Source organism: Sorangium sp. So ce590 (assembly GCF_051521365.1).
Classification (GTDB): domain Bacteria; phylum Myxococcota_A; class Polyangia; order Polyangiales; family Polyangiaceae; genus Sorangium.
Window position 1 is genome coordinate 11,138,575 of record NZ_CP150346.1, and the last position, 26,262, is coordinate 11,164,836.

The 26,262-nt window shown below is 73.4% G+C and carries 15 protein-coding genes and 1 tRNA gene; 11 read left to right on the top strand and 5 right to left on the bottom strand.

Going from position 1 to position 26,262, the window contains the following annotated elements; all coding sequences use genetic code 11:
* Positions 1–277: 277 nt before the first annotated feature.
* The 3 genes from WMF28_RS42285 to WMF28_RS42295 all read right to left on the bottom strand — a co-directional run bounded on the left by WMF28_RS42285 (position 278) and on the right by WMF28_RS42295 (position 2,641).
* Entirely contained in the window at positions 278–796 is a 519-nt protein-coding gene (locus tag WMF28_RS42285; protein WP_437599419.1) for a hypothetical protein, read from the bottom strand.
* 191 nt (positions 797–987) lie between these two features.
* Positions 988–1,311, bottom strand: a complete 324-nt coding sequence (locus WMF28_RS42290) for a YtxH domain-containing protein (protein ID WP_437599420.1) — start codon at positions 1,309–1,311, stop codon at positions 988–990.
* A gap of 193 nt (positions 1,312–1,504) precedes the next feature.
* A complete protein-coding gene (locus tag WMF28_RS42295; RefSeq protein ID WP_437599421.1) occupies positions 1,505–2,641 on the bottom strand; it encodes a hypothetical protein in 1,137 nt (378 codons plus the stop codon).
* A 416-nt stretch (positions 2,642–3,057) separates the two neighbouring features.
* Here WMF28_RS42295 and WMF28_RS42300 point away from each other — a divergent pair, with 416 nt between their 5' ends.
* The 11 genes from WMF28_RS42300 to WMF28_RS42350 all read left to right on the top strand — a co-directional run bounded on the left by WMF28_RS42300 (position 3,058) and on the right by WMF28_RS42350 (position 24,008).
* Positions 3,058–5,169: a zinc-ribbon domain-containing protein gene (locus WMF28_RS42300; RefSeq protein ID WP_437599422.1), complete on the top strand. Its 2,112-nt coding sequence runs from the start codon at positions 3,058–3,060 to the stop codon at positions 5,167–5,169.
* Positions 5,162–7,021 (top strand): S49 family peptidase, encoded by a 1,860-nt coding sequence (locus tag WMF28_RS42305; RefSeq protein ID WP_437599423.1) that lies wholly within the window; start codon positions 5,162–5,164, stop codon positions 7,019–7,021. The genes WMF28_RS42300 and WMF28_RS42305 overlap by 8 nt, the downstream gene beginning before the upstream one ends.
* A gap of 278 nt (positions 7,022–7,299) precedes the next feature.
* Positions 7,300–15,006: a hypothetical protein gene (locus WMF28_RS42310; RefSeq protein ID WP_437599424.1), complete on the top strand. Its 7,707-nt coding sequence runs from the start codon at positions 7,300–7,302 to the stop codon at positions 15,004–15,006.
* Positions 15,007–15,491: 485 nt separating this feature from the next.
* On the top strand, positions 15,492–17,249 hold the full coding sequence (locus WMF28_RS42315) for a carboxypeptidase-like regulatory domain-containing protein (protein ID WP_437599425.1): 1,758 nt from the start codon (positions 15,492–15,494) through the stop codon (positions 17,247–17,249).
* A gap of 57 nt (positions 17,250–17,306) precedes the next feature.
* Entirely contained in the window at positions 17,307–18,536 is a 1,230-nt protein-coding gene (locus tag WMF28_RS42320) for an ATP-binding protein (RefSeq protein ID WP_437599426.1), read from the top strand.
* Between the two features lie 180 nt (positions 18,537–18,716).
* Positions 18,717–18,798, top strand: a tRNA-Leu gene (locus WMF28_RS42325).
* Positions 18,799–19,287: 489 nt separating this feature from the next.
* Positions 19,288–19,431 (top strand): hypothetical protein, encoded by a 144-nt coding sequence (locus WMF28_RS42330; RefSeq protein WP_437599427.1) that lies wholly within the window; start codon positions 19,288–19,290, stop codon positions 19,429–19,431.
* Between the two features lie 248 nt (positions 19,432–19,679).
* Positions 19,680–20,690, top strand: coding sequence for a hypothetical protein (locus tag WMF28_RS42335; RefSeq protein ID WP_437599428.1), 1,011 nt, complete (start codon positions 19,680–19,682; stop codon positions 20,688–20,690).
* Between the two features lie 10 nt (positions 20,691–20,700).
* Positions 20,701–22,266, top strand: coding sequence for a hypothetical protein (locus WMF28_RS42340; protein WP_437599429.1), 1,566 nt, complete (start codon positions 20,701–20,703; stop codon positions 22,264–22,266).
* 15 nt (positions 22,267–22,281) lie between these two features.
* Positions 22,282–23,073: a hypothetical protein gene (locus WMF28_RS42345; protein WP_437599430.1), complete on the top strand. Its 792-nt coding sequence runs from the start codon at positions 22,282–22,284 to the stop codon at positions 23,071–23,073.
* A gap of 161 nt (positions 23,074–23,234) precedes the next feature.
* Entirely contained in the window at positions 23,235–24,008 is a 774-nt protein-coding gene (locus WMF28_RS42350) for a hypothetical protein (protein WP_437599431.1), read from the top strand.
* A gap of 178 nt (positions 24,009–24,186) precedes the next feature.
* Here the strand turns inward: WMF28_RS42350 and WMF28_RS42355 are convergent, their stop codons facing one another.
* Positions 24,187–25,257: a hypothetical protein gene (locus WMF28_RS42355; RefSeq protein WP_437599432.1), complete on the bottom strand. Its 1,071-nt coding sequence runs from the start codon at positions 25,255–25,257 to the stop codon at positions 24,187–24,189.
* Between the two features lie 30 nt (positions 25,258–25,287).
* Positions 25,288–26,235, bottom strand: coding sequence for a hypothetical protein (locus WMF28_RS42360; protein ID WP_437599433.1), 948 nt, complete (start codon positions 26,233–26,235; stop codon positions 25,288–25,290).
* Positions 26,236–26,262: the final 27 nt, after the last annotated feature.

Here is a 26,262-nt window from a genome sequence, read left to right on the forward strand (position 1 = left end):
GAGTGAATCCCACGAAGGCGGGAATGCAGGAAGATCATTGATCTTTTCTTCCCGCCTTCCCGCCTTCCCGCCTTCCCGCCTTCCCGCCTTCCCGCCTTCATGTTCAAATCCGGCCACCACCCACCTGCGCGTGCGCCTTCGGCGGCACCTGCGCCGCCCTCTTGCGGGATGCGCACCGCCCCACGTCGCGCCCGGCGTGCGCCGCCCGCGCGAGGCGTCGCCTCGGCCGCTGCGCGCCGGGCGTCCACGAGGTCGCGCCGCGCCGGGCGAGCGTCCTTCAGGCTTGGCGGCTGTACGTCTTGCGGATGCGTCGACCGCCGCTCTCGCTCAGCACCTCTTCGACGCTGCGGGACACGTCGGGCAGACACCGGACGGAGAGCACCGCGCCGCCGCCCGCGCTGCCGACCTCGTCGAGCCGCCGCGCCTCGTACTCGGGCAAGCGCGCGCCGAGCACGGCGCCCAGCAGGGTGCCGGCCGCGCCAGCGGCGCCCGCTCCGGCGAGGCACGCGACGATGGGCCCCGCCAGGAACGCATCGAGCCTCGGGATGATCAGCGCTCCTCCCGCCGTCATCGCGGCGAGCGCGCCCCCGACGAGCCCTCCGATCACGGCGCCCAAGGCGGCCCCTTCGGACGCCTTGCTGTGGATCGTCAGCTCGATCTCGTCCAGACGGGAGTGCTGCTTGGGCACCATGCTGATGTCCTCGGCCGCGACGCCCAGGGCGAGCAGGCGGCCAAGCGCGCCCGCGGCTTCCGTGCGGCCTGGGAAGAATGCAGTGAGCGTCCGGTAATACATCATTCGACGAGGGCCCCTGTGACGCGCTTCGCGAGGTGGCTCGTTCAATCCATCTGCTCTCGGAAAAGCATCGCTTGTGCCGCTCGGGCTGCGCAGATGTCGCTCGGCCGCCGGAAAGCGTTCGGGAAATGATGGAAGGCGCCGCGCCGCGCTGGGACGGTGCGGCGCCTTCGCGCCCTGCTCCGAGGGCTCGCTCAGCGAACGCCGAGGTCGTTGGCGAACGAGCGCTCCCCGGGGGGCGCGCTTGTGCTCTCCTGGATCTCGTCCTGAGCCCGCCGCGCGGCGCCCAGGGCGCGATCCTTGACCTTCTCGGCGCGCTCGCGCAGCCGGCCTGTGCTGTTGCGCAGCCGGCGGCGCGCCTCGTCACCCGAGGTCGGCGCGACCAGGACGCCGACCCCGACGCCGACCGCGACGCCGAGGCCGAGGCCGACCGAAACGGGAACGATCCAGTCGAGTGAGCTCCTTCTCCTGTAGGGGAACATGTCGGCCATGTAATTGACGAGATCGGTTGCCTTCATTGTGGCTCCGTCGGTTCGCACAGCGTTCGGGGCGCGAGCATCGCGTATCCCTCAGCGTGGATTCACGTGGCTGGAACAGTGACCGGCGGGACGTGAGGCAGCGCGCATGCCAAGGGCATATTGCGCACGGAGGGAGCAGGGCGCGCGGGCGCCCTGCCGTGGATACGAGCGCGGTGCGAGGAGCGCCGCGGCGCTAGCGGCAGAAGCCGTCGACGCAGACCCCGCCGTCGCTGCAGGATGTCTCGGGCTCGCACTCGCCGCCGAGGTTCTCGCTCGATCCGCACACCTGATGGACGCCGGAGAACGTCGTCACGGTCCTGCACTCGCTCAGCGAGGGCGACTGGTTGTCGCATGCGTTCGGGTTCGGCTGCTCGCACGAGATGTAGCAGCTGTGGTGCAGGCAGATCGACCCCGGCGCGCAGACGTCCTGCGCGCCATCCTCGCGGCACACGAAGTTGCTCGACTGATTCGGGATGCAGCCGTTCTCGACCCAGACGTCGCCCTCGGGGCAGTCGGCGCCGTCGCTCCTCGGAACGCAGGCGCCGTCGACGCAGACGGCGGCGGGGCCGCCGCAGTCGTCGGTGATGACGCAGGGCTGCGCAGGCTGGGAGCAGGTGCCGAGGGTTGCGTCGCAGCGGTAGCTGCTGGGGCAGTCGGCGTCCTCGCTGCAGGCCGGCGTGCATTTGCCCTCGACGCACTTGTCGTTGACCGGACACTGGGTCTGGTCGAAGCACTGGTCCTGAGGCGCGGTGCAGATGCCGCTCACGCAGAGGTAGTCAGCGCCGAGGCCGGCGCAGTCGGCGTCGGCGCCGCAGGCGGCCGGGGTCGCCGGGACGCAGGTCGCGGCGTCGCCGTTGCCTTCGCAGACATGGCCGTGGATGCACCCGAGGGGCTCGCCGCTCGGGAGGACCTGGTCGCAGCTGCCGGGCTGGCACGTGCCGTCCGGCGCGCAGGTCTCGCCCGCGGCACAGTCGTCGGGGTTGCCGCAGTACACCGCGCCGCCCCCTCCGCCGCCGCCGCTGCCGCCGCCGCCCTCCCCGGAGGAGCCGGTCGCGACGCACGAGGCGGTGCGATCGTCGGCGATCACGCACTCGAAGCCGCCGCTACACCCCCACGCGGTGCAGTCGCCGACGTGGCATTCGTTGTCCCGGCCGCAGGTCTCGTTGACCCCGCAGTCGGCCGGCTCCTCACAGCCGTTCGCGCTCGGGGCGCCGGACCCGCAGTCCTCTGCATCGCAGAAGTAGTCGCTGTCGGCGTCATCGTAGATGGGGCAACCCGCGAGGAGGGGCGCCAGCACGCTCGCGAGACCCAGCAGAGTAAGTCGCTTCATTCACCGTCTCCCGAAGGCATTCGGCCGCCCGGCGTCGAGGGGGGGCGCCCTCGCGCGTGACGGTCGCGACCGGACGAGCGTAGCAAGCGACATGCCCCGAACAAGCCCGGCGAGGCGCGGCGAATTTCGGCCGCTCGCGCGCGCGCCGTGAAGCCGCGTTCACGTCGGGATGTGGCCGCGCGCGGCGCGACCGTGCGCGACCCATGGGCCGCGCGACCCATGGGCCGCGCCTCGCGGAGGCCGGTTCGCAGCGACCGGGCGGGATGGCGCGGCGCGGCGCGGACCGCCTGGGGCGCGCAGGGGAACCCGTGCTACCGTTCCGCCGAGTTCCGGGCGGCCACCTCCGAGCGAGGGATCCCGGCAGGCTCGCGCCTGTGGGCCAGCCGTTCGCGAGGACACGGGGACCGGTCGAGCCGATGGATGTCACCTGCGAGCGTTGCAGCACCGAATACGAGTTCGACGACGCGCTCGTGTCGGAGCGCGGTACGACGGTCAAGTGCACGAACTGCGGCTACCAGTTCAAGGTGCGCCGCACCGACGGCGCCCTCCCCGAGCGGTGGGTGGTGCGCACCCTCGGCGGCAGGGAGCTCGAGTTCAAGATGCTCCGGGAACTCCAGGCGGCGATCGCCCAGGGCCAGATCACCCGCGATGACGTGATCTCGCGCGGCAACGCGCGGCCGCGTCGGCTCGGGTCGATCGCGGAGCTGGAGCCGTTCTTCAAGGGCCCGGGCAGCGTTGTCATGGCCGGGACCGCGCTGGGCATCGGCGGGCCTTCGCCGCTGGCCGGCCGCTCGAGGTCGCTGACGCCCCAGGGGCTCGGCGGCCCAGCGCCGGCGCAGACCGAGGTCTCGATCGCGATCCCGCTCCCGCGCGCGGAGCCGAGCGAGGAGGCCGGCCCCGAGTCCGTCCACGAGGCCGAGACGGTCGTGCGGGACGTGCGGGAGGTCCAGTCCGCGAAGGAGCGCCCCTCGCCGCGCCGCGCGACGATGCCCGCGGTCTACGAGCCCGATGCCGGCGCTCCGGCGCGGGCGATGCTCAAGCCGAGCGCGCTGCCCGGGGTCGTGGTGCCGCCGGAAGAGGCGCCGCCGCTGCCGGACGCGTACCCCGCGCGCCGGCAGGAGCCGCGGACGCTCCGCGGCGCCGGGGTCGCCGAGGTGCGCCACGGCAGCGTCAAGCCTGGGGCCGCCGACGCCGGCGGCGAAGCGCCGGGGCGGGCTGCCGGGCTCGCTCCGCTGCGGATCCCGAACAGCGTCCCGCCGCCGCGCGTCGAGCGCGCGGCCGCGTCTGCTCCCGCCGACGGCCAGGGAGAAGACGGCTCCGCGGCGAGGCGCGGCGGGGCGCCGCGCGCCGCCACGGAGGATCGCGCAGCGCGGAGGGCTGGGGCGCCGATGCCGCTTGTGTCGTCTGCCGACCCCGACGGGGGACCCTCGTACGCCGACGAAGGGGACGGGGAACCGCAGTTCACCTCGCTGCCCATGAGGAGGACCGGGATCGCGCGGTGGATCGTCGGCCTCATCGTCATCGGCCTCATGGTGGTGAGCGTCGCGACCCTCGGACCGAAGTACCTCAAGCCGGCCGCCCAGGCCCGGCCGGCGACGAGCGACGAGCGCGTCGCGACCCTGCTCGCCGACGGCGAGCGGAGCCTGACGGAGGGGGATCTCGAGACGGCGAGGGACAAGCTCGTCAAGGCGAGCGCGCTGGCCGAGGACGACCCGCGGGTCGCCGTGGCGCTGGCCCGGGTCGAGACGGTGAACGCGGACATGCGGTGGCTGCGGCTGCAGCTGCTCGCCGAGGACGATCCGGATCTGGACACGATGCGCCACGAGCTCCAGAGCGCGATCGACCGCGCTGGCAAGGCGGTCGACCACGCGCGGCGCGTCGCGCCCGAGGACGCCGAGGTGAACCGTGCCGCGATCGATCTGCTCCGCATGCAGGGGGACCTCGCCTCGGCGCGGCGGCTCGTCGGCGCGATCTCGGCCGAGAGCGCGCAGCCGGAGAACGCCCTCACGCTGGCCGCGCTCGATCTCGCGGAGGCCCAGCCGAGCTGGGCCGTGAAGCGGCTCCGGGCGGCGGCGAGCATCGAGCAGATCCCCGGGCGGGCGCGGGCGCTCCTCGTTGTCGCGCTCGCGCGGTCCGGCGATCTCGCGGCCGCGCGCGTCGAGAACGAGCGCTTGCTCGCCATGAGCCGGCCGCACCTGCTCGCGCGCCCGCTCCGGGCCTTCATCGACCGGATCGAGAAGGCGCAGGACGAGCCGAGCGGCGGCGCCGACCCGGTCTCGAGCGCGCGCCCGAAGAGCCCTCCGGCGGTCGCTCCCGAGCCGAGCCCGCCGGCCGCGCCGGCGCCGCCGGGGCGCGTCCGCCGGGTGGCGGAGCCGGACGACGGCCGCGTGCCGGACGACTACGTCGCCCCGGGCGGTACGATCGACACGAGCGACCTCCCCGGCGTGCACCCGCCGCCGACCGCCTCGCCGAGCACGACAGCGCCGGCGATCGACACCTCCGATCTGCCTGGGATCAAGCATGAGTAAGCGCCGAGCTCGACGGATGCGGTGGGCCGGTGCCGGCGTCCTCGCGGTGGCAGCATCGATGGCAGGGTGCACCGGGAGAGAGCGGGCGGCGTCGCTGCCGGCGCCGCCTGCCGGGCGCCTCGACGAGCCGGCGGTCATCGAGATCGATCTCTCGCGCGGGCTCCCCGAGAGCGCATCGGCGTCGCTCTTCGGCCCGCCCAGCGGCAGGACGCACGCGCAGCTCGTGCAGTCGTTGCGGGCGCTCTCCGAGGCCGATGGCGCGAAGGGCTTCCTCGTGCGGCTCGGGAGCGCGCGCCTCGGGTTCGCGCGGGCCCACGAGATCGGCCGGATCCTCGGCGACATCCGCAAGGCGGGGCGGCCGGTCGTGTGTCACGCGGACGAGTACAACAACGCGACGATGCTGCTGGCGGCCGCCGCCTGCAGCAAGCTCTGGCTGAGCCCGGCCGGGCAGGTCGACACGGTGGGGATCGCGGCGCAGCTGGTGTTCGCGAAGGGGCTCCTCGACAAGCTCAACGTGGACGTCGACTTCCTTCAGGTGGGGAAGTTCAAGGGCGCGAGCGAGCCGTTCACGCGCGAAGGGGCGAGCCCCGAGGCGCGCCAGTCGCTCCAGTCGGCGCTCGGCGGGCTGCGGGAGGCGTGGCTCTCGGGCATCGTGGAGGGGCGCGGCAAGCAGGAGCTCCGCGAGGCCGTCGAGGACGGCCCGTTCGCCCCGGAGGACGCGAAGGCGAGGGGGCTCGTGGATGAGCTCGGCGATCTCGAGGCCGCGATCGAGGACGCGAAGAAGCTCTCCGGCACCGAGATCTCCGTGCCGCGGTTCGGCGGCGCCCCGCGCGACCCGAGCCTGTCGCGGAGCCTCGTGGACGTGTTCCGCGCGATCTCCGGGGCGAGCACGCTGGGCACGCCGCACGTGGCGGTGGTCCCGGCGATCGGCGGCATCACCATGACCGCCAGAGGGGTGCCGCTCGGCTCGTCGGACGGGATCGGCGAGCGCGAGCTCGGACGGATCATCACGCGCCTCACGAAGGACACGAGCACGAAGGCGGTCGTGCTGCGGATCGATTCGCCCGGCGGGTCCGCGCTGGCCTCGGATCTGCTCTGGCAGAAGCTGATGCGGCTGCGGGAGGAGAAGCCGCTGGTCGTGTCGATCGGCGGCATGGCGGCGAGCGGCGGCTACTACCTCGCCTGCGCCGGCACCCAGGTCCTCGCCGAGCCGACGAGCATCATCGGCTCGATCGGCGTCGTGAGCGGCAAGTTCGCCGTCGGGAAGGCGCTTGCGCAGATCGGGATCAACGCAGAGACCGTCGCGGCCAACCCGGATCCGGAGCGGGCAGCGCGCGCCGCGTACATGTCGGCGCTCACGCCCTGGGACGAGCCCACCCGCGCCCGCGTGCTCGCCTCCATGGAGGCGGTTTACGACCTGTTCCTGAGGCGCATCACGGCGGGGCGGAACCTCCCGCTGGAGACGATCGCGCCGTCCGCGGAGGGGCGGATCTTCGGCGGGGTCGAGGCCCAGGGGCGCTCGCTCGTCGATGAGCTAGGCGGGCTGGAGCGGGCGGTAGCGCTCGCGCGCGAGCTCGCGAAGCTGCCCGCGGACGCGCCGGTCGAGATCGAGCAGGACGATGGAGGCCTGCTCGAGCTCCTGGCCACCGGCGACGAGGCCGGCGAGAACGCCGCGCGGACCCCGGACCGCGCGGCGCTCAAGGAGCGCGCGCGGGAGGAGATGGCGGGGGCCCTGCTGCCCGAGTGGCTCGGCGTCGCGCCGGAGGTGGGCACCTTCGCTGCCGCGATGGCGCCGCTCCTGGCCGGAGAGAGGGCGCTCACGGTGTTACCGTTCGCGGTGACGCTCCGGTAAGGCGCGAGATCGCACCGGAAGATTGGCCTTGTACCTCGGTCGTTCTGGTAGGCTGAGCGGATTCAGAATACCCGAAGCGGGTCGCCGAAATGAGCTCTTCACCTCCGGAACGGGCAGCATCAGCGTCGGGCGCGCGGAGGACGCTGCATTCGCCGGAGCTGATGGAACCAGCGGGGCCCGCCTCTGCGGGGCAGCTGGTCATCGGGGGCAGTCGATCCGTCGCGCCGGTGTCGCGCCACCGCGGTCCGCGCGCTGAAGAAGCCTACTGGCGCGCGCGCGTGGACGACCGCCGCGCCGCCGGCGACGCCCATGGGGAGCGCGAGGCGGCCCTCGCCCTCGCGAGGATCCTCGCCGCGCGCGGCGTCGAGCTCGACAAGGCGGCGGCGCTCGCGCGCCGAGCGCTCTCGCTGGGCGACGACCTCGCGATGAGGAGCGAGCTGGCCGGCTGGCTGGCGGGGCTGGGCGAGCCGGCCCTGGCCGCGGCGGCGCTGCGCGGCCTCCGCGATGACGCGCAGCCGCCCGGCGCGACGGCGCGGGTGCTGGTGAAGATCGCCGTGCTCCTGGCGCGCGCCAGCGACGTCGCGGGCGCGGTCGATGCGCTCGAAGAGGCGAGCGAGCTCGCCCCGGACGACGCGATGGCGAGCGAGCTGCTCGGCACGATCGCCGCCTGGGCGTCGGAGGAGGTGTTCCCCACGGTCGCGGCGAAGGCGTACCTGGAGGCGGCCAAGCGGCGCGAAGCCGCGCGGGAGCGGGAAGCGGCGTTCGAGGACCGCCTGCGCGCCTTCGAGATCGCCCCTCACGACGACACCGCCGCCAAGGCCATGGCCGCCGCGCTGTTCGTGCGCAGCCGGCACGGCGCCGCCGACGAGGTGCTCCGGGCGCACGCCGAAGCGCTCGCGGAGCGGGCGCCCGGGGGGGAGGCCTCTGCCCCCTCCGCGCTGCAGCGCGCGATGGCGGTCCACGGCCACCGGCTCCAGGGCGCGACGAGCGAGGGCGACTGGGCGCGCGCGGCCGGTTGCGTGCTCGACGCGGGCCTCGACGGCGAGGTCGACGGCGACGCAGCCCCCATGATCGACGAGGTGATCGAGCAGGCGGGGCTCTACGAGCTCGTGGCCGCGCGGCTCGAGATCCGGTCCGAGCAGCGGGTGGGGGGGCCGAGGGCCGAGGCGTACACGGCGCTTGCGCGGCTCTATGCCGGCCCGCTCGCGAGCCCGGACCGCGCCGTGGAGGCCTGGATCGAGGCCGCGGTGAGCGACTCCAGCAGCGCGGCGGCGCGCTCCGCGCTGCGCGAGCACGCGGCGACCCTGCACGACATGGCGCCCCTCGTCGAGGCGCTCATCCGCATCGGCGAGGGCTCGGACGCGAGGGCGCGAGAGGACGCGGCGGCGCGGATCGACGCGCTCTCGGAGCTCGCCCGCCTCGCGGAGGAGAAGATCGGCGACCCAGGCCTCGCGCAGTGGGCGTTCGAGACGCTGAAGAACGTCGGCGGCGACCCGGAGCGCTCCGCGGCGGGGCTCCAGCGGATCGCGGAGCGGCTCAAGGCGCAGGACGAGGCGCTCGCCGCGGCGCAGCGAGCGCTCCGCGGCGCGGACGCGGCCGAGGGGCGGATCGACGCGCTCCGCCGGCTCGTCGTGATCTACCGGGGTCGCCCGACCGAGCGCGCCGCCTACGAGGAGGCGCTCGTCGGGCTCTCGCGGGCGCTGCCGACCGACCGCGGCTGCCTCCTGGCGCTCGATCGGCTGAGCCGGCGGACCGGGGGCGGCGCCGCGCTCGACGCCCTGCTGCGCGCGCGGCTGGCCGAGGCGACGCAGCCGCCGTCCTCGGAGGCCGAGGGCGCGCGCTCCGCGAGGTCCGAGGCGATGCGCGTGCCCATGCTGACGCGGGTCGAGCTGGTGCGCGCCCGGCTGCTCCTGTCGGCGATCGCCCGGCGGCAAGGCCAGGACGCCCGCGCGCTCGACGAGGTGTCGCCGCTGCTCGGCGAGGCGCCGGGGCACCGCGGCGCCGCCAGCGCCGCGCTCGTGCTGGCCACGCGGACCGGGCGCCTGCGAGAGCGCGCCGACGCGATCGTGCAGCTCGCGGCGCCCGTCTGGCCGGCGCTGCGCGCGGTGCTGCTCGCGGTCGCCGCGGCGCTCTACGCGCGGGTGCGCGCCGCGCCGCTCTCGCGCGAGATCGCGGCGCTCGCCTGCGAGGCCGATCCGTCGTGCACGCGCGCCGCGGCCACGCTCGCGTCGATCTTCACGGCGGAGCTCGCCGCCGCCGCGGAGGCGGGCGAGGCGGCTCCGTTCGAGGTCGACCGCGCGGTCGTCGCCGCGATCGAGCGCTCGATCACCACGGTGTTCCCGCGCGGCGCGCTCTGCGACGGCCTCGCCAGGGCGCTGGAGGCGCTGGGCGAGCTGCCGCTCGCGCTCGCGTGGACACAGCGCTGGCTCGCGCTCCGGCCCGGGTGCCCTCAGGCGACCACGGAGCTCATCCGTCGCGCCGCGGTCGCCGGCGACGCGGCCCGGCTCTCGGACGCGCTCGCGTGGATCCTGGCGCAGCCCAAGCCGCTCGGCGAGATGGCGGCCCCGCTCGCGAGCGCGCTCCACGCCCTCTACGACCTCGATCCCTCCCGCGGCACGGCGCTCGCGAGGCGCTCGCTCGACGTCTTCGGTCCTCAGAATCCGCTCCTGCGCGAGCGGCTGCTCGAGCTCGCGCGCCACGCCGGCGATCCTCACCTCGCCGTGACCGTGCTCGAGCGGTGGCTGGCCGTCGAGATCACGGCGCCGCACGCCCCCGAGCTGATGTTGATGCTCGCCGACTGCCGCCTCGACGGCGGCGACCCCGACGGCGCGGCGCAGGAGCTCGCGCGCGCCGCCGCGGCGGTGGCCGACCCCCAGGAGGTCCTCGCGCGGGTCCAGCGCCTCGAGTCGTCGCTGCTCGACGCGAAGGGGCTGAGCTCCGACGGCGCCATCGCGCTGGTCGAGGCGAAGGCCCGGGCGTTCACCGCCCAGGGCGGCGACGCCGCGGAGGAGGCGGCGGCCGCGTGGCGCGAGCTCGGGAGCCTGCTCTGGGACCTGGCGGAGGATCATCGCGGCGCCGAGGCGGCGTTCTTCCGGGCGAGCGAGGTGGCGCCGAGCAGCGGGGCCGAGCGCTACGCGCGGGACATGTGCGAGTTCGCGGGTGTCGAGGCCGCGATCGACGCGATCGTCGCCCGCGCCGCCGAGGCGCGGGGCGAAGCGGAAGCGCAGCCCGCAGCGGCGGAGAGCAGGTGGTCGGGCGACGTCGGACCCGAGCGACGCCGGCGCGCCAACCTGCTGATCGAGGCCGCCAACCTCGCGCACGAGCATGGCTTGCCCGAGCGGGCGCTGGCCACGGCGGCGAGCGCGATCGAGCTCGATCCCCTCCGCGCCGACGCCGTCGCGCTCGTCGAGAAATCGGCCGACGCCGACGACGGCGTCGCCGTCCTTGACAAGACCTACCGGCTGCTCGCCGACGCGGCCCTGGGCTGCTACGGCCGCCGCGCGGCCCATTACCGCGCGGCGCGGCAGCTGGAGCGGCGCGGCGCCTTCGAGCTCGCGCTCTCGCACGCGGTGGCCAGCTTCGAGGCGGTGCCCACCGAGGGCACCTCGTACGTGCTGCTCGCGCGGCTGGCCGAGCACGCCGGCGAGCCCTCGGAGGCCGTGCGCGCGCTCGAGCGGGTGGCGGCGACCGCCGATCCGGCGTCGCGCAACGCCTGGCTGAAGCGCGCCGCGGCCCTCACCGGCCGCACGGAGGAGGGCCTCCGGCTGCGCCTCGACATCCTGCTCCGCGCGATGGTCGTGCGCCCGGATCCGGCGATCGTCGAGGACGTCGGCGCGGCCATCCGCGATCTCGTCGCGTGCACCGGGCAGCCGGAGGTCGAGGCCATCCGCTTCGACCGCGCGGTCAAGGCCAGCACCGCGAAGCTCGAGGGGCCCGAGGGGGCTCGCGCGGGGCTCGCGATGGCGCGCATCGCCGTCGAGGTCCTCGACGCGCCCGCGCTCGCGCTCGCCGCGATCGAGCGCGCGATGCTCGCCGACGGCGACATCGACGAGTTCCAGACGCTGCTCGACATCGTCGGCGAGCTCGCGCAGCAGACCGAGCCGGCGTCGCACCTCATCGCGGCGGTGTACGCCGCCGCGATGAGGCCGCACTCGAGCGTCGGTCCTGCCCTGCTCCGGTGGGCGAGCAAGCTCGCCGACGCGCTGAGCGTGCCGCCGGTCGCGGCGGCGCTGCTCGTGGAGGCGGCCCGGCGCGCGCCCGAGGACGACGCGCTCGCCTACGAGGCGGAGGCGGCGGTCGAGGCCACCGGCGACGAGGCGCTGAAGCGGTCTCTGGACGACGCCCTGCCCGTCGCGCGGCGCCTCGAGGCGCTGCTGCACCTCGCCGACAAGCACGAGCGCGAGGGAAAGCGCGCGGAGGCCACGGTCGCCCTGGAGCGGGCGCTCGCCGGCGGCCAGCTCCAGGGCGAGACGCGCGTCGAGGTCGTCACCCGGCTCCGGCGGCTGTACGCGGCCGAAGATCGCGGCGGCGATCTCCAGGCGCTCCTCGAGGCCGAGCTCGCGCGCGTGGACGTCACGGGCGCCGTCCGCCTCGAGATGACGCGCGAGCTCGCCGGCATCCTCGCCGCCGGCGGCGATCTCCACGCCGCGCTGGAGCTCCTCCTGGAGGCCGCGCAGAAGACGCCGTTCGACAAGGCGCACCTCGACGAGCTCATCCGGCTCGCCCGGCGCAGCGACGATCACCGGCAGCTCTTCGACGTGCTCACGCGCCTCCAGGGCGCCGCCGCCAGCGACGAGGAGCGGCTGCTCGTGCTGCGCGAGCTCGCGCCGCTGGCCCAGGAGCTCGGCGATCGCGGCACCGTGGTGGCGCTCTACGAGACGATCGCCCGGCTGGACCTCACCGACATGCACGCCCTCGAGGTCGTCGAGCAGGACGCGAGCGACCGCGGCGATCACGCCGCCGTCGCCGCCCTCCTCGCGCGCCGCATCGAGGCGGCTCCGCTGCCGGACACGCGGCGAGCGCTGCGGCTCCGGCGCGCCGCCCTGCTCGAGCAGCGCCTCGGCCTCCTCGACGAGGCGTGCGGCGAGCTGGAGTCCTTGCTCGCGGCGTCGCCGGACGACGTGAGCGCGCTCCGGTTCCTCGCGGACATCTACGAGCGGCTCGGGACGCCGCTCCGCGCCGCCCCGCTCTGGTGCAGGCTGGGCGATCTCGCGACCACCACCGACGAGCGGGCCGAGTACAACCTCCGCGCGTGCAGCAGCTACCTCGGCGGCGGGGATATCGAGTCCGCGAAGGACACCCTGGAGAGCGTCGCTCGCATCGCCCCGCGCGAGGCCGTGATCGAGCTCCGCGTCGAGATCGCCCGCCGGGAGGGGGACGGTCACGCGCTCGCCGCGGCGCTCGATCAGCTCGCCAGCGCGTCGCGCGACGCCCCCGAGCGGCGCGCGCAGCTGCTCGTCGAGGCGGCGCGCGCCACCTCGATGCTCGGCGACGACGCCACGGCCCTCGAGCGCGCCCGCCGGGCCGTGAAGCTCGCCCCGGACTCTCCCGACGCCGTCCTCGAGGCGCGCCGCATCGAGTATCGCCTGCGCGGGACCGGGACGCCGCGCGACGCGCAGGCCGCGGTGGAGGAGCTCGGGCGCATCGCGCCGCGCCTGCGCCCGGCGCACGTCGACCTTCACGCATTTCTGCTGGCCGAGACGCTCGACGTCATCCAGGGCCACGGCGCGGGCATGCGCGAGCTGACCCGGCGCCACGCCGAGGTCGGCCCGAGCACGCTGGTCGCGCTCGGCATGGCGGAGCGTCTGGCGCTGAAGCGGAACTTCTCCGCCGCCCTTCCGCTGTTCGAGCGCGCGCTCGGCGGCGAGCTCCAGGGCATGCGCGCGCGCGGCCGCGTCGCGCTCGCCGCCGCCGAGACCGCTCAGAACGCCGGCGAGCTCGAGGCGGCCGCGCGGCTCCTCGAGGAGGCCGCGGCGGAGCCGGAGACGCGCGCGCTGGCGCTGCGGCGCCAGCTGGAGCTCACGGCGGCCCGGGGCGAGCCCGAGGCCGCCCGCAAGGCCCTCGAAGAGCTCGTCGCGCAGAGCTCGGGGATCGACCGCGCGCGCGCGCTGATGCAGCTCGCGCGCCTGCACTCGGCGAGCGATCCGGAGCGCGCAGCGCAGATCCTCTCGCAGGCCACGGTGCTGGCGGGCTCGGATCGTTCGCTGGGGCTGAAGATCGCCGAGCTGAACGCCGAGCTGGCCAGCGAGCGGGCGACCTTGCCGCCCGAGGAGGTGCCTCACGCCACGCTGATCCGGGTCGTCGCCGCGGAGCCTGCCCCGGTGGCACCCGAGGCGCCGCCCGGCCTCTCCCCGGCGGCCGGCGGCGTCGCGCCGTCGAGCAGCCGTGCGCCGTCGAGCAGCCGCGCGCCGTCGAGCGACATCGCGCCGTCGAGCGGCGTCGCGCCGTCGAGCAGCCGCGCGCCGTCGAGCGGCAGCGCGCCGGCTTCCGGCAACCCGCACATCGATCTTGTCGAGCTCAACGATCCGCTCGACGAGTCGCTGATCGCCGCCGACGCGTCCCGGGCCAGCTCTCCCGCGCTATCGGACGACGAGCTGCTCGATGGGTCGGCGGTCACCCCGCCGGCCTCGCGGGCGCCGGCCCCCGGCGCTGCGGAGAGCAGCGGTGCGCGCCGCGGCGCCGCCTCGGGCCGCGCCGGCATCGGCGCGCAGCACGCTGCGCCGCCGGTCTCCGCCCCGCCGTCGCTCCAGCCGCCCTCCTCCGCGACGCGTCTCCTGACCACGTGGCCGCCGTCCGCGGCCGAGAGCTTCGAGGAGGCCGCGCTCTTCCGCGAGCTCGCCGCTGGCTCGTACGAGGCTGGCGAGCAGCTCATGGAGAGCTTCGCCCCGCGCGACGATCGCTCGCGCGAGGCGCTGGCGGTCCGCCGGATGCAGGCGCACCTGCGGCTCGGTGATCGGGGCACCCTCGAGCGCCTCCAGGCGGCCGCGATCGCCGACAAGAACATGACCTATGCCCGCGCCATCGAGCACGTGCTGCGCGCCTTCGAGGGCGACGAGCCGTCCGACCGACGCGGCGAGGGCGCCGTCTCGCCGCCGCTCCTCGCCGCGCAGCGCGACGCTCCGGAGCTCGTGAGCGCCCTGCTCTTCCGTGACCTGGACTCTCCGGTCAACGAGGCGCTCGCGCTCGTCTGGGAGACCGGGCTCTATCGCCGCGACGCGGCCCAGTCCGGGCTCGTCGCCTCCGAGCGGGTCCAGCCGACCTCGCCGACCCTGCTCGGTGAGCTCTACGGTGTCGTGGCCGGTCACCTCGGTCTCCTGCGCACCGCGCTCTACCACCAGCGCGCGCCGTCGCCTGCTCCGGCGTCGCCCGAGGGCCAGGTGATCCGGGTCAACCCGCCGGCCGTGCTGCTGCGGGGCGAGATCCGCGAGGACACCCCCGAGCTGCGTTACCTGCTCGGCGCTCACCTGGCCGGCGCCATGCCCGACTATGTCCTCGTGAACACCTGCGCCGAGGACGAGCTCCGCACGCTCCTCTCCGCGATCGTCGCCGCCTTCGGCCCGCTCGAGGACACCGCGTACAGCAGCCGCGGCAACCCGGCTGTGGTGCGGCTCGAGCAGAACCTCTGGCAGCTCATCCCCCCCCGCGCCGAGCGTCGCCTCCGCGAGATCTGCGACAGCGCCAGCAAGATGACCTACGAGGCGGCCGTCAAGATGACCCGCACCGCCATGCGTCGCGCCGGCCTCTTCGCCGCGGGCAACCTCGCCACCGCGGTGCACGCGACCCTCAAGGAGCGCGGCCTGGAGCTGGCTGCCCCGCTCTCCGAGCCCGAGGGGCTCGCCGCGGCGTGCGCGGCGTACCCGGAGATCGCCGATCTCGTACGCCTCGCCACGCGGATGGAGTACGCCGAAGCGCGATGGCAGCCCGGTACGGTGCCTTCGCTCCGGCGGCTCGACACGGGCAGCTCGCGCTTCCGTGCAGGCACGTAGGCGTCGAGGCTGCCGCCGCGCTGACGCCAGCGGCGACGAGGCTCCCTGCCCCGGACCGCGCGCCCCGCGGCGCCGGCACGGACCGTGTTGCCCCCCATCCACCCGAGGCCTCCCGTGTGCACGCCCACGTTTCACTCCGCTGCGACGATTGCGGCCTGGCCACCTCCGCGCGTCCGCCTCAACGCGACAGCGCTGTCAGAGCCCCGCCGCCGGTTGCGCGCTGCTCAACCGACAGCAGGCGCGCTTCGCGCTGCCCGGAACGCCGGCGGCGAGCTGGCACGAACATCGCCTTCTCTTTCTAGCGTGATTTTTCCCTGCGCCTGCTCGGGTGCGGACCCGCTCGGGCACCGCGTGTTGCTCTCCTCAGCTCGACCGCTGCCGATCGCCGGCGTCCCGGCGGAGCCGTCGCGCTCCCTCACCGCGCCGGGACGGCGTGGGTGCGCGCTCTGCGCCGAGCGCGTCGCGCTCTCGGCGAGGAGGCCGCTGTGAGCGCGCGACCCGCCGTGCGTGCCTTGCTGCTCGCCTGCCTACCGGCCTCGGTGGCTTGCAGCATTCCCCTCGAGTCCATGGAGTCCGGCCCCACGAACGCCTGCGACTTGTCGGCCGAGTGTGGTCCGGGGGCGACCTGCGCGGATGTCAGCGGGCAGCGCGCGTGCGTCTCGACCAGCGCGCGCCTGGATGGGCTCATCCTGGAGATCCGGCCGCGCGCCTCGCGCGAGGTGGGCGCGGAGGTCTCCCATCTCCTCGACGTCGACGTGGGCAGCCGCTTTTCACCTGACGCTCCCGGCGGACAGGTGCATTCCCTCGATCTCGGGCTCCCCCCGCCTGCGCGCGTGGAGGTCACGCTGCGCCTGGGCGGCTCCTACTGCGACGGCCTCACCACCGGCGGGCAGTTCCCGGTGAAGGCCGAGTTCCGGCGCATCGCGCCCGTCCCGGGCCTGCCCACGCAGAGCTACTCGGCGCTCTCGGAGCCGAACGGCGACAGCCAGAGGTTCCAGCTCGCGATCCCTGCCGGCAGCTACCATCTCTACCTGGTCCCGCAGGCGCGCAGCGGCTGCCGCGACGTCCCCCCGCCGATCTTCCTGCCGAACCAGCTGGTCCCTGAGCAATGGACGCTCGGCATCAACGCCGAGGCTCCCGCCGTGCTCCAAGGCAGCCTGCAGGTGCCGGCGGGCGTGCGCGTCGACGGGTGGAAGCTCGATCTCGTCGAGCCGCTGACCGGCAGCGTCATCTCGCAGGTCGGCATCCTCCATCAGGGCGAGTCGGGCCCGCCGGGGACCGCATCGCGGGTCGAGTTCAGCGTGAAGTTCTACTGGCCCGACAGGGACGAGATCCCGCGCATTCGCCTGCGTCCCAGGGACGGCGAGCCGCGGCCGACGGTTTACTGGGGGCTCGAGGAGGTAGCGCTCCATGGGTCCACGGCGAACCTGGCCCTCTCGCTGCTCCAGCTCGACGCGGCGGCGCGCCGCGTGGAGGGCCGGACGCTCGACACGATGGACAACCCGGTGCCCTCGGCCGTCCGCATCCAGAGCGCGAACATCGACCAGGCCCCGACCGCCGCCTACAAGCTGGACACCGAGACGGACGCGAACGGCCTCTTCCGGGCCGACCTCCCGCCCGGCGAGTACGTCGTCTTCGCGCAGCCGATCAACGACACAACCAAGGCGAAAGCCAGGCAGCCGCTCAAGTTCGCCGCCGGCGACGACTGCTACTGCGGCCAGTCGGTCGTCCTCCCGGAGGCCGGGACGCTGCGCGGCCGCGTCCAGGGGCCCAAGGGCGAGTTGATGGATGGCGCGAGCGTGTTCGCGGTCCCCTCCCTCGGCGAGGGCACGACCTACCTCCATCAGGTGCTGACGCCCGAGCCGCTGCTGCCCCGGCAGGCGTCCGGGGTCCTGCGCGACGGCGCGTTCTCCATCCGCGCCGACCCCGGGGAGTTCGACTTCTCGGTCCGGCCGACGCCGGGCTCTGCCTACCCGTGGCTCGTCCGGCCGCGCCTCGTGGTCCCTGCGACGGACGCTGCGGTCACCGACCTCGAGCTCGCCATGCCGTATCCGGCCGTGCTCCAGGGCGTCGTCCGCGACGCGTCGGGCGCCGAGCTCGGCGACGCCGCGGTCGTGGCCTGGCTTCCGGTCGAGAGCAAGGCCGCGCAGGGGACGCTCACGGGGGTCATCCAGGTCGGCGAGACCCGGTCGGCGCCCGACGGCTCCTACGTCCTGCTGCTCCCCCCGTCGACGTCTCGGTGAAGTCGGAGCGAAAAAGGGCGGTACCAGCTCAGCGCGGAGCGAGATAGGCTAACGCCCGTGGCGCAGCCGACGCGCGATGGGATATCGGAGCCTTCAACAGACGATGGCCTGACCTTCGCGCCACCTCTGCGCGGCGATCCGGGACAGCGTACCGAGGAGGAGCGCGCGAGCGCGACGTCCCTACCGTCCGCGCACGAGCTCGCGGTCGCGCTGCACGAGGTCTCGAATGCGCTCACGGTCATCGTGGGTTGCGTCGAGCGGGCCCAGGGCGAGCAAGGCCCCGAGCTGAGCCGTGCGCTTGGCGTCGCCGTGTCGCGGGCGCGTGACGCTCGCCGCCTGATCCGGCGAGCCATCAGCGCCGACGCCGAGGGGCGTCCGGCCGGCGAGGTCGCGCCGACGGCGCTGGGCGAGCCGACGCGCCTGCTCGCCGATGTCGTCGACGATGCGGTGACCGGGCTCGATTCCGAGGCGCGCCGCTCGGCGATCGCGCTCCGCGCGGCGATCGATCCCGCCGTCGCGCGGACCTGCGTGAGCAACGGCGCCGCGGTGGTGCAGATCTTGACGAACCTGCTGCTCAACGCCGTCGCGCTCTCGCCCCGCGGCTCTGCTGTGCGCGTGGATGCCAGGCTCGACGGTGCTGCGGTGATCGTCGGCGTGGCCGATCAGGGGCCCGGGGTGCCGCTGTCGCGCCGCGCGACGCTGCTGAGCTCCGGCGTCTCGACGCGTCCGGGCGGGGCGGGCATCGGTCTCCGTCACTCTGCGGCGCTGGCCAGCGCCGCCGGCGGCGCGCTCACGCTCGCCCCGTCGGAGGAGGGCGCCCGCTTCGAGCTGCGCTGGCCCATCGAGGGCTTCGCGCCTGCCGACCGCCCGTCCGGCGGCGGAGAGGCCGAGGAGGCGCCGCCCGTGCCGCGGAGCAGGACGTCGCTGCTGCCGGGGGCGGTCCTCGACGGCGTGAGGATCCTGGTGGTCGAGGACGACGACGCGGTGGTGGATCTGCTCGACACGGCGCTCACCGCGCGCGGCGCGAGCATCGTCAGCGTGCAGAGCGCGCTCGAGCTGCCGGGCGCGCTCGCGTCCGGTCCGTTCCAGGCGGCGTTGCTCGACATCTCGCCGATCGAGCAGGACGTCCTCGGCACCGTCTCCGCCGTGCGCAGGGCCAACCCCGACGCGCGGCTCGTGGTGATGTCCGGCAGCGCCGTCGCCGCTCCCCTCCCTTCGAACTCCGGCGTGTCCTGGGTGCGCAAGCCGTTCGAGATCCGCGAGATCGTCGAGGCGCTCGTCCGCTGAGGGGCGCGCCTCGGGTCGCATCTCGGGTCGCGCCGCGCACCGAGGGATGGCCGCCGCCGCCGACGCCGCTCGGCCGGCACGCTGCGCTGGGCGGCGCGAGAACCGCGCCGCGGGACGGCTCCGAGAGGATTAGCTTGACTTCCCTGGCCAGCTGGGTAGGTTCCGTCCCGCAACGCACTCGCGAAGGTGGCGGAATTGGCAGACGCACTAGCTTGAGGTGCTAGCGGGTAACACCGTGGGGGTTCAAGTCCCCCCCTTCGCACTGCCTCTCACTCGACGCATCGTTCTTCAATCCTTGTACGCACCTGGCTGAGTGCGTTCCCACACGATTCGTGTGGAGTACCCGCGGTGCCGTCGTTGTATCTCGACGGGGCCGCTCGGTGCTGGAGATCGCGTCTGAGCCTCGACGGCCTGCCCTGGTACTGTTGAGCGGTCGTGTTTGCCCAGCTGGACGCCCGGCGGCGCCCGCGGGCTGCACATGCCCTCGGGCGAGGGGGGGTCCGGCCGAATGAAACCTTCGGCCGTGAGGCGGCCGGAGGCGGACGCATCGCGTCGTTGCTCCTTGTCGCCCTGCTTCAGCAGGGCACCTGGTCGCGCAGAGCGCTGCGCCTACTCTCGGCTGCCTGGCTCGGTCCGGTCGTGTTCGGCGCCCGTGCGCGGTTTCCGAGGAGCGTCGATACCCAGGTCGTCGCGAGGTCGCAGAGACCTCGCCGCGGCCGAGCTGCTCAGCATCGGCGATGCGGTGCGGCCTGTGCGCGAAGGCCTCGCCCTGGCGGTTGATCTCGGAGACGAGTTCATCACGGTCGATTTCGTCAATCGTGCTGAGAATTCCGGACGCTCGTTCGGAAAGATCTCTCGGGAAAAGCGGCGCGCGACGGACGAGACGGGCGCTTGACTGCCGTGCCACGAGAGGATGCTATGGGTGACAAATGAAACGACGCCGCGCTGGGCAAGCCAGCACGGCGGCGGCTCCCCCTCGATAGCGCGATGCATGCCATGCGGTTGTGCATCCTACGAGAGTGCTTGTCGCAGGCTCGGATCACGCCATCTTGCGTGGCGGCGCTGTTGTTTCTTGCTGCAAGCCTGGCTGTCGCTGAGCCAGGCCGTGCCGACCCACCTCGGCTCGACGACGTCGGGCCTTCGGTGGCGGCGGGGGGCAAGCCTGGCGTCGATGTCCAGGCGCTGATCCGCGTGGGAGACATCGCCCGCAACCAGGGAAGATGGGAGCGGGCGGAAGAGGCCTATTACCTCGCGTACAGGCTCGGCGTAGGCGGTAGGGTCCGCTGCGAATGGGGAATGGCGCTGCTCGCCCTCCGGCGGCATGTCGACGCCGCCATGGCCATCGACAGATGCCTCAAGGATCCGGGCGCGGGAACGGCCGCCGAGCGGCGCCGTTACACGGACGGCCTCGAGAGAGCCCGGCGCGAGGTGGGCCAGATCGACTTCGACTTGAGCCATCAGGGCGCGCTGATCACGATCGGCGCGGAGGTCCGGGACAGGGACGCGTCGACGACCGGCTATGTGTACGTCGAGCCTGGCGCGCACACGATCAAGGCCACGCTCCCCGGCTTCCTCGATGCCGAGCAAACCATCCAGGTGGAGAAGGGGAAGGCAGTCCAGGTCGTGCTCCGGTTCGTCGAGAGGCCCAAGGAGGCGCCGGCGCCCGCTCGCGCCTCGACCCAGCCCGCGACCCCCAGGAAGGCCGTGGCCAGGCCCCGGGCCAAGCCCCTGACCCGACCGGATCCGCCTGGGCCGTTCGACGGGATGGCGGGCGCGGCGCGGATCGGCGGGATCGGCGCCACCGCGCTCGCGCTCACCGGGGGCCTCGTCGCCTCGGGTCTCGCGGCGCAGTACGGCGAAGAGGCAGAGCGGCGCGCCGCTGTGCTCCGGCGGAACAACGACGACAGCTCCTGGATCTGCGCGTCGCCTTCGTCCAAGCACGCCGTGACATGCGCTGAGATCAACGATTTCTATGATGCGCACGAGATTGCCCGGGACGTCGCGACAGGCTTCTTCATCGGCGCGGGTGTCGTCGCCGCCGCGACGATCGGCGCGTTCATCTACGATGGCGTCGATCGGAGCCGGCGTCCTGTGCGTGTGGTGCCGATGATCAACGGCGATCAGGCCGGCATCTGGTTCAGCGGGGTGTGGTGAAGTGACCTCGATGCAGCGATCCATCCAGCGCACACGCTCGCGGCGCGCTGCCTTCGCGGAGGTCGTGGTCCTGATCCTGGCCTCCTGCGTCCTCGGCGCCGGGTGTGCCGAGGTCCCCTGCGGGCCTCGCCTGCGCTGTGAGCCGCCGCCGCCCGTCGAGGAACCGCCTTGTCCCAACGAACCCCAGGAGGGCCTTGAGGCGACGGACGCGTGCGGCGTCTTCGTCAGCTCGAGCATGGGCGACGATGGGCAGCCGGGGACGAGCGAAAAACCCGTCCAGACGATCGCGCGGGCCATCGAGCTCTTGGCCGAGAAGCCCGAGCGGCGTCCGAGGATCCATGCCTGTGGCGAACGCTTCCCCGAGGCCGTGCGCGTCCGCGGGACCCTGGAGATCTGGGGCGGGTTCGCGTGCAAGCGGAAGTGGATCCACAACGGTGGCGGGAGCAACACCGTGATCGAGCCCGGGCCGGACGAGATCCCGCTTGCGTTCGAAGCCGGCGCCATGACAACGGTCTTCGATCTGGTGGCACAGTCGGCGCCGGCCACGACGCCGGGCGGCTCCTCGATCGCGGCGATCGTGCTGGAGGGCGCCGGGGTCACCTTGCACCGCGGTGAGCTTGTCGCGGGCGACGGCGCGCGGGGCCACGACGGCGCGCCGGGCGAGCTGAAGCAGACGCCGGCCTGGACGGGGCGCCACGGCCGGTTCGGGCAGGACGCGTGTACCGGCGACTTCGTGTCCGGCGCCGACCCGGTGCAGAGCGCCTGTGAGCAAGGGGACTCGATCGGCGGATGGGGCGGTGATGGAACGATCGACCACGGAGCGCCCGGCGGCGACGGCGAGCTGATGCCGATCCCGAACCCCAGCGGCTTCGGCCTCGGTGGCCAAGGCGCCAGCCGCACCGACGATTGCTTGAACGGGCGCACCGGCGCGAACGGGCTCGACGGCGCGAACGGGCTGGGCGCGCGAGGCCTGGGCGCGTTCGACGCGCAAGGGCTCTACCGCGGGGTGAACGGCGGCGACGGCGGCGACGGGCTCCCCGGGCAGGGGGGCGGCGGCGGGGGTGGCACGCGGGCCGGCGCGATGTTCTGCGGCACCCCGCGCAAGGCCGGCGGCGCGGGCGGCGGCTCCGGCGGCTCGGGCGGCTGCGGCGGGCACGGCGGCCGCGGCGGCGGCCATGGGGGCGCGAGCATCGGCCTCTTGATCCTGAACGCGCGCGTGGACCTCCACGGCACCGAGATCGAAGCCGCGCGAGGCGGCGACGGCGGCCATGGCGGCCTCTTCCAGATCGGCGGTGCGCCTGGGCTCGGTGCGCCCGGCGGGCAGGGCTTCGGCGGTTCGCCCTTCGGGTGCTCCGGCGGCGACGGCGGCAAAGGGGGCAACGGCGGGCACGGCGGCGGAGGGCAGGGCGGGCCCTCGATCGCCATCGCCGTGGTGGGCGCATCGCTCCCGGGGGTGACGGGCGTTGAGTTCATGGTGGGAACGGGCGGCAAGGGCGGGCTTGGGGCGAACCCGAGCGTCCCTGGGTCCGCGGGCGACGATGGGCTGGCCCTCGGCGTGGCCGGCTTTCCCCAGTGAGCCGAGGAGGAACGGATGAATCGGTCGGCGCTCGTTGGTCTCGCGATGGTCGCGCTCGCGGCGGTCTCCTGCGGCGGCGACGGGGGCGACAACTCCCCCGTGGAGGTCGCGCCCGTCGACGTCCCGGAGCTGCTCGCGCGCGCCGGTCACAGCTGGGCCGATGACATCTCGGCTTCGACCCCTGGGATCCGTGAGCTCGTGTGCAAGGACGACGTCTGGTTCCCCGAGATCTACTCGGACCCGCTCGGGCGGCCGCGGATCGAGCGCATGGTGTTCGTTGCATGGGACATGCCCGCTGGCACGTTCAGAGGCTGGGATCTCGTGCAGAACGCGGCGGATCGCCACACCTGGTCGGCGGCGCTGTCCGCCGAGGAGGTGGGCTTCGGCTGCGACGAGCGCTTCACGACGGGCTTCTTCTTTCTGACCAGCTGGCCGGAAAACAACGTCTCTGTGCCCGTCGGCTTCCAGCGAGCCGAGCGTGGCGCCTTCTCCGACGCCATTCGATCCGATGACGGTGTGCTGGTCGAGCACTCGACCTGGATCGACAGCGACATGGCCAACGTGCCGGGGCCGGACAAGGCGACCTTCTACCTGCAGAACCTGTTCACGGGCGCCACGTTCAGCACCGACGTTCCAACCGAACGCGATTTGGACGGTTCTCCGGACTATTACGCCGCGCTCGAGGTCGATTACGGAGAGCTCGGCCTTGGCGCGATGACCGATGTGGTGGCCGGCGTGGCGTACAAGAGCGACGGCGCGGAGGTGATGAACCAGTGCCTTACCGTGCTAGCGACCTCACTCCCGTAGCGCGCGGTCGGGCTTCGGCGGGCGGAGGACCTCGCCGCGGCCGAGCTGTCCGGCGCCCGCGACGTGGGCCTGGGGCGAGCCCCAGCGTCCTTGCCGCTGCGGGCGACCATGGGCTGGCCATCGACGTGGGCACCTTTCCCCAGGGAGCCGAGGAGGAACGGATGAAGCGATCGAAGCTCGTTGGTCTCGCGATGGTCGCGCTCGCGGCGCTCTCGTGCGGCGACGACCCCCCGGACGTCGCGGAGCTGCTCGCGCGCGCCGGACACAGCAGCGACGATTACAACGTGGCTTCGAGCCTTGATCGTGGTCTCTGGTGCGAGGACGACGTCTGGCTCCCCGAGGTCTACTGGCCTGCGGGCGGGCGGCTGGTGCAGGCGCCCGCGTGGCCGCGGATCGAGCGCATTGTGTTCGTCGCATGGGACATGCGCGCTGGCACGCTCAGAGGCTGGGATCTCGTGCGCGACGAGGCGGACCGCACCTACTGGTCGGTTACGCTGTCCGCCGAGGAGGTGGGCTTCGGCTGCGAGGAGCGCTACTCGACGAGCTTCTTCTTGCTGGCCAGCTGGCCCGACAACAAGATCTCTCGAGCCATCGGCTTCAAGCGAACCGCTCCACGTGGCCTCGGGGGGGACGTTTTGTCCGAAGACGCTGTACTGGTCAACTATGGCACCACGGTCCGCCTCGAATGGGCCAACGTGCCGGCGCCGGACACGGCGACCTTCTACTTGAAGAACCTGTTCACGAGCGTCACGTTCAGCACCGACGTTTCAACCGAGCGCAACAATGCTGGGCATTATGATGCTCAGCTCGATGTTGATTACGGAGAGCTCGGCCTTGGCGCGATGACCGATGTGGCGACCGGCGTGGTGTACAAACGCGACGGCGTGGAGCTGACGAATCATTGCCTCACCGTGACGGACACGACGCTGCCGTAGCGCGCGGTCGGGGGGCGACGCGCGGAGGACCTCGCCGCGGCCGAGCTGTCCTACGCCCGCGACGTGGCCGAGCTCGCGCGTCATGGACCGCCATGGCCGCGGGGAGCACGGGCGTGCCTCGGACGAGCGACGGGACCGGGACGAGCGCCGATGGCGCCGTGAAGGCGTGCGCCCTGCGTCAGGACATCAGGCCGAGCGCGAAGAGCGCGTCGGACCAGAGCGGCCAGAGCGTGCGGTAGGGGTGGGTCGCCAGCACCACGCCGCCGCTCGGCAGGCGCCGGACGTAGAACCGGGCGTGGTCGACCAGGAACTCGAAGTGGTCGAGGGTGATCTCGACCTGCGAGAGGGGCGAGCCGTTGCCCGTCTCCGTGCCCTGCTCGTCGCGCCCCCTGAACGGGAGCGTCCGCTCGTAGATCTCGCGCGCGCGCGGCTCTGCGGCGCGCCACGCGCCATCGGGCTTCTCCGCCGCTGCTTCGAGCGCCTCGAGCAAGGCGGAAGGCGGAGTTTCCAGCGCCTTGAGGACGGCTGCACGGGAGAGCGAGCTCGAGTGCCCGGTGCTATGTCTCAGCGCAACGCACGCCCCAGGCGGCGCGGCTTCCACCCGCGCGTGGAGCGCTTCCAGCGACAGCCCCGCGGTGCGCGACACCCTGTCCTTGTCGTGGAGGCAGAGCCACGAGAGGGCGAGATCGCGCGCGATGTCGCGGGCGTCCGCGTTGTACGTCGCGCACAGGGCGACCGGCGCGAGCCAGGTCCGCGCCGTCGTGCAGCCGCCGGTCGGGACGCGCCCGCTCGCGTCCGGCGCGCAGAGGCGGAGCAGGACGTCCTCGATGTCTTCCAGCGCCATGTGCCACGCGAGCACGGCCTCGGCCTGCACGGAGCGCGGGCCCCTCCCCAGGGCGAGGTCCATGTGCATGGGGGAAAAGGCCTCGATCTGGCGGGCGTGCATGTGCATGGGACCCATCGGCTTGAGACGCTCGCTCCTGTCGGTGAAGCAGCGAAGGATGCAATGGACGAAGTGTTCGTAACTCAACGATGCGACGAAATAGGTTTCCGCGTCGGTGCGCCCGAAGTGGGCGCGGAGCATCGCGACCACCTCGTCCACGGAGGTCGTGTTGCATTCCGTATCGCGGTCCATGATCGCGCGCATACTGTACTGTGGCTCCTTGATGAGGGCCGAAAGCGCCGCGCCGAACGCATCGACCCTCTGTGCCTCGTCACACCAGGCGAAGAAAAACGGCCCTTCTCTCATCGTTCGATCATCCTCATGAGGTAGCCTGCGTCAGGACAGGAGGCCGAGCACGAAGAGCGCGTCGGCCCAGAGCGGCCAGAGCGTGCGGTAGGGGTGCGTGGCCAGCACCACGCCGCCGCTCGGGAGGCGGCGAACGTGGAAGGGGGCGTGCTCTTCCAGGAAGCGCGTGTGCTCGCGCGTCGTGATGTCTACCCAAAAGGCGGGTGGGACCTCCCCCGCGGCTTCGTCGTCGAGCTGGCGGCGTAGCTCCAGGAGCTCGCGCGCTTTTGGCTCGGCCACGCGCCACGCGTCGTCGGGCACCGCCGCGGCATCGAGCGCTTCGAGCAGGGTGGCCGGCGGCGTCGCGAGCGCCTTGAGCACGGTCTCTCGCGAGAGCGAGCCCGTGAGCTCGCTTGTGCTTTTCATGGGCACGCGCGCGCCGCGCGGCGCGGCGTCCACCCGCGCGCGGAGCGCCTCCAGCGAGTTGCCCGCGATGCGCGAGGCGCTCTCCTTGTCGTGGAGGCTCACCCACGAGAGGGCGAGGTCGCGCGCGAGCTCCGCGGCGTTCGCGTTGTAGGTCGCGCACATCTCGACCGGGGCGATCCAGTCCTCCTTGTCCGTGCACGCGCCGGTCGGCACGCGCCCGCTGGCGTCCGGCGCGCAGAGGCGCAGCAGGAGGTCCTCGACGTCGCCCTGGACCAGGTGGCAGGCGGCCGCGGCCTCGGCCTCCACGGAGCGGGGGCCTCTGCTCACGGCGATTTCATAGGGGTAAAAATCCCACTTGCGTTCGCCCGCCTTCAGCCCGAGCGGGCCGAAAGGACGGCGACGTTCGCTTTCCTCCGGGTAGCACGCGAGGCTGAAAATCATGTCGCGCTCGGAAGGGTTCAGCCTCATGCCGGACAGGATGTGGGCGCTCTTCAAACCTCCGAAGTGGGTGCGCACCATGGCGAGCACCTCGTCGATGGAGCGCGCCTCGCACGAGATGGTCGCGCTCATCATGAGGCTGGTGAGAGCCCCTGGGATGAC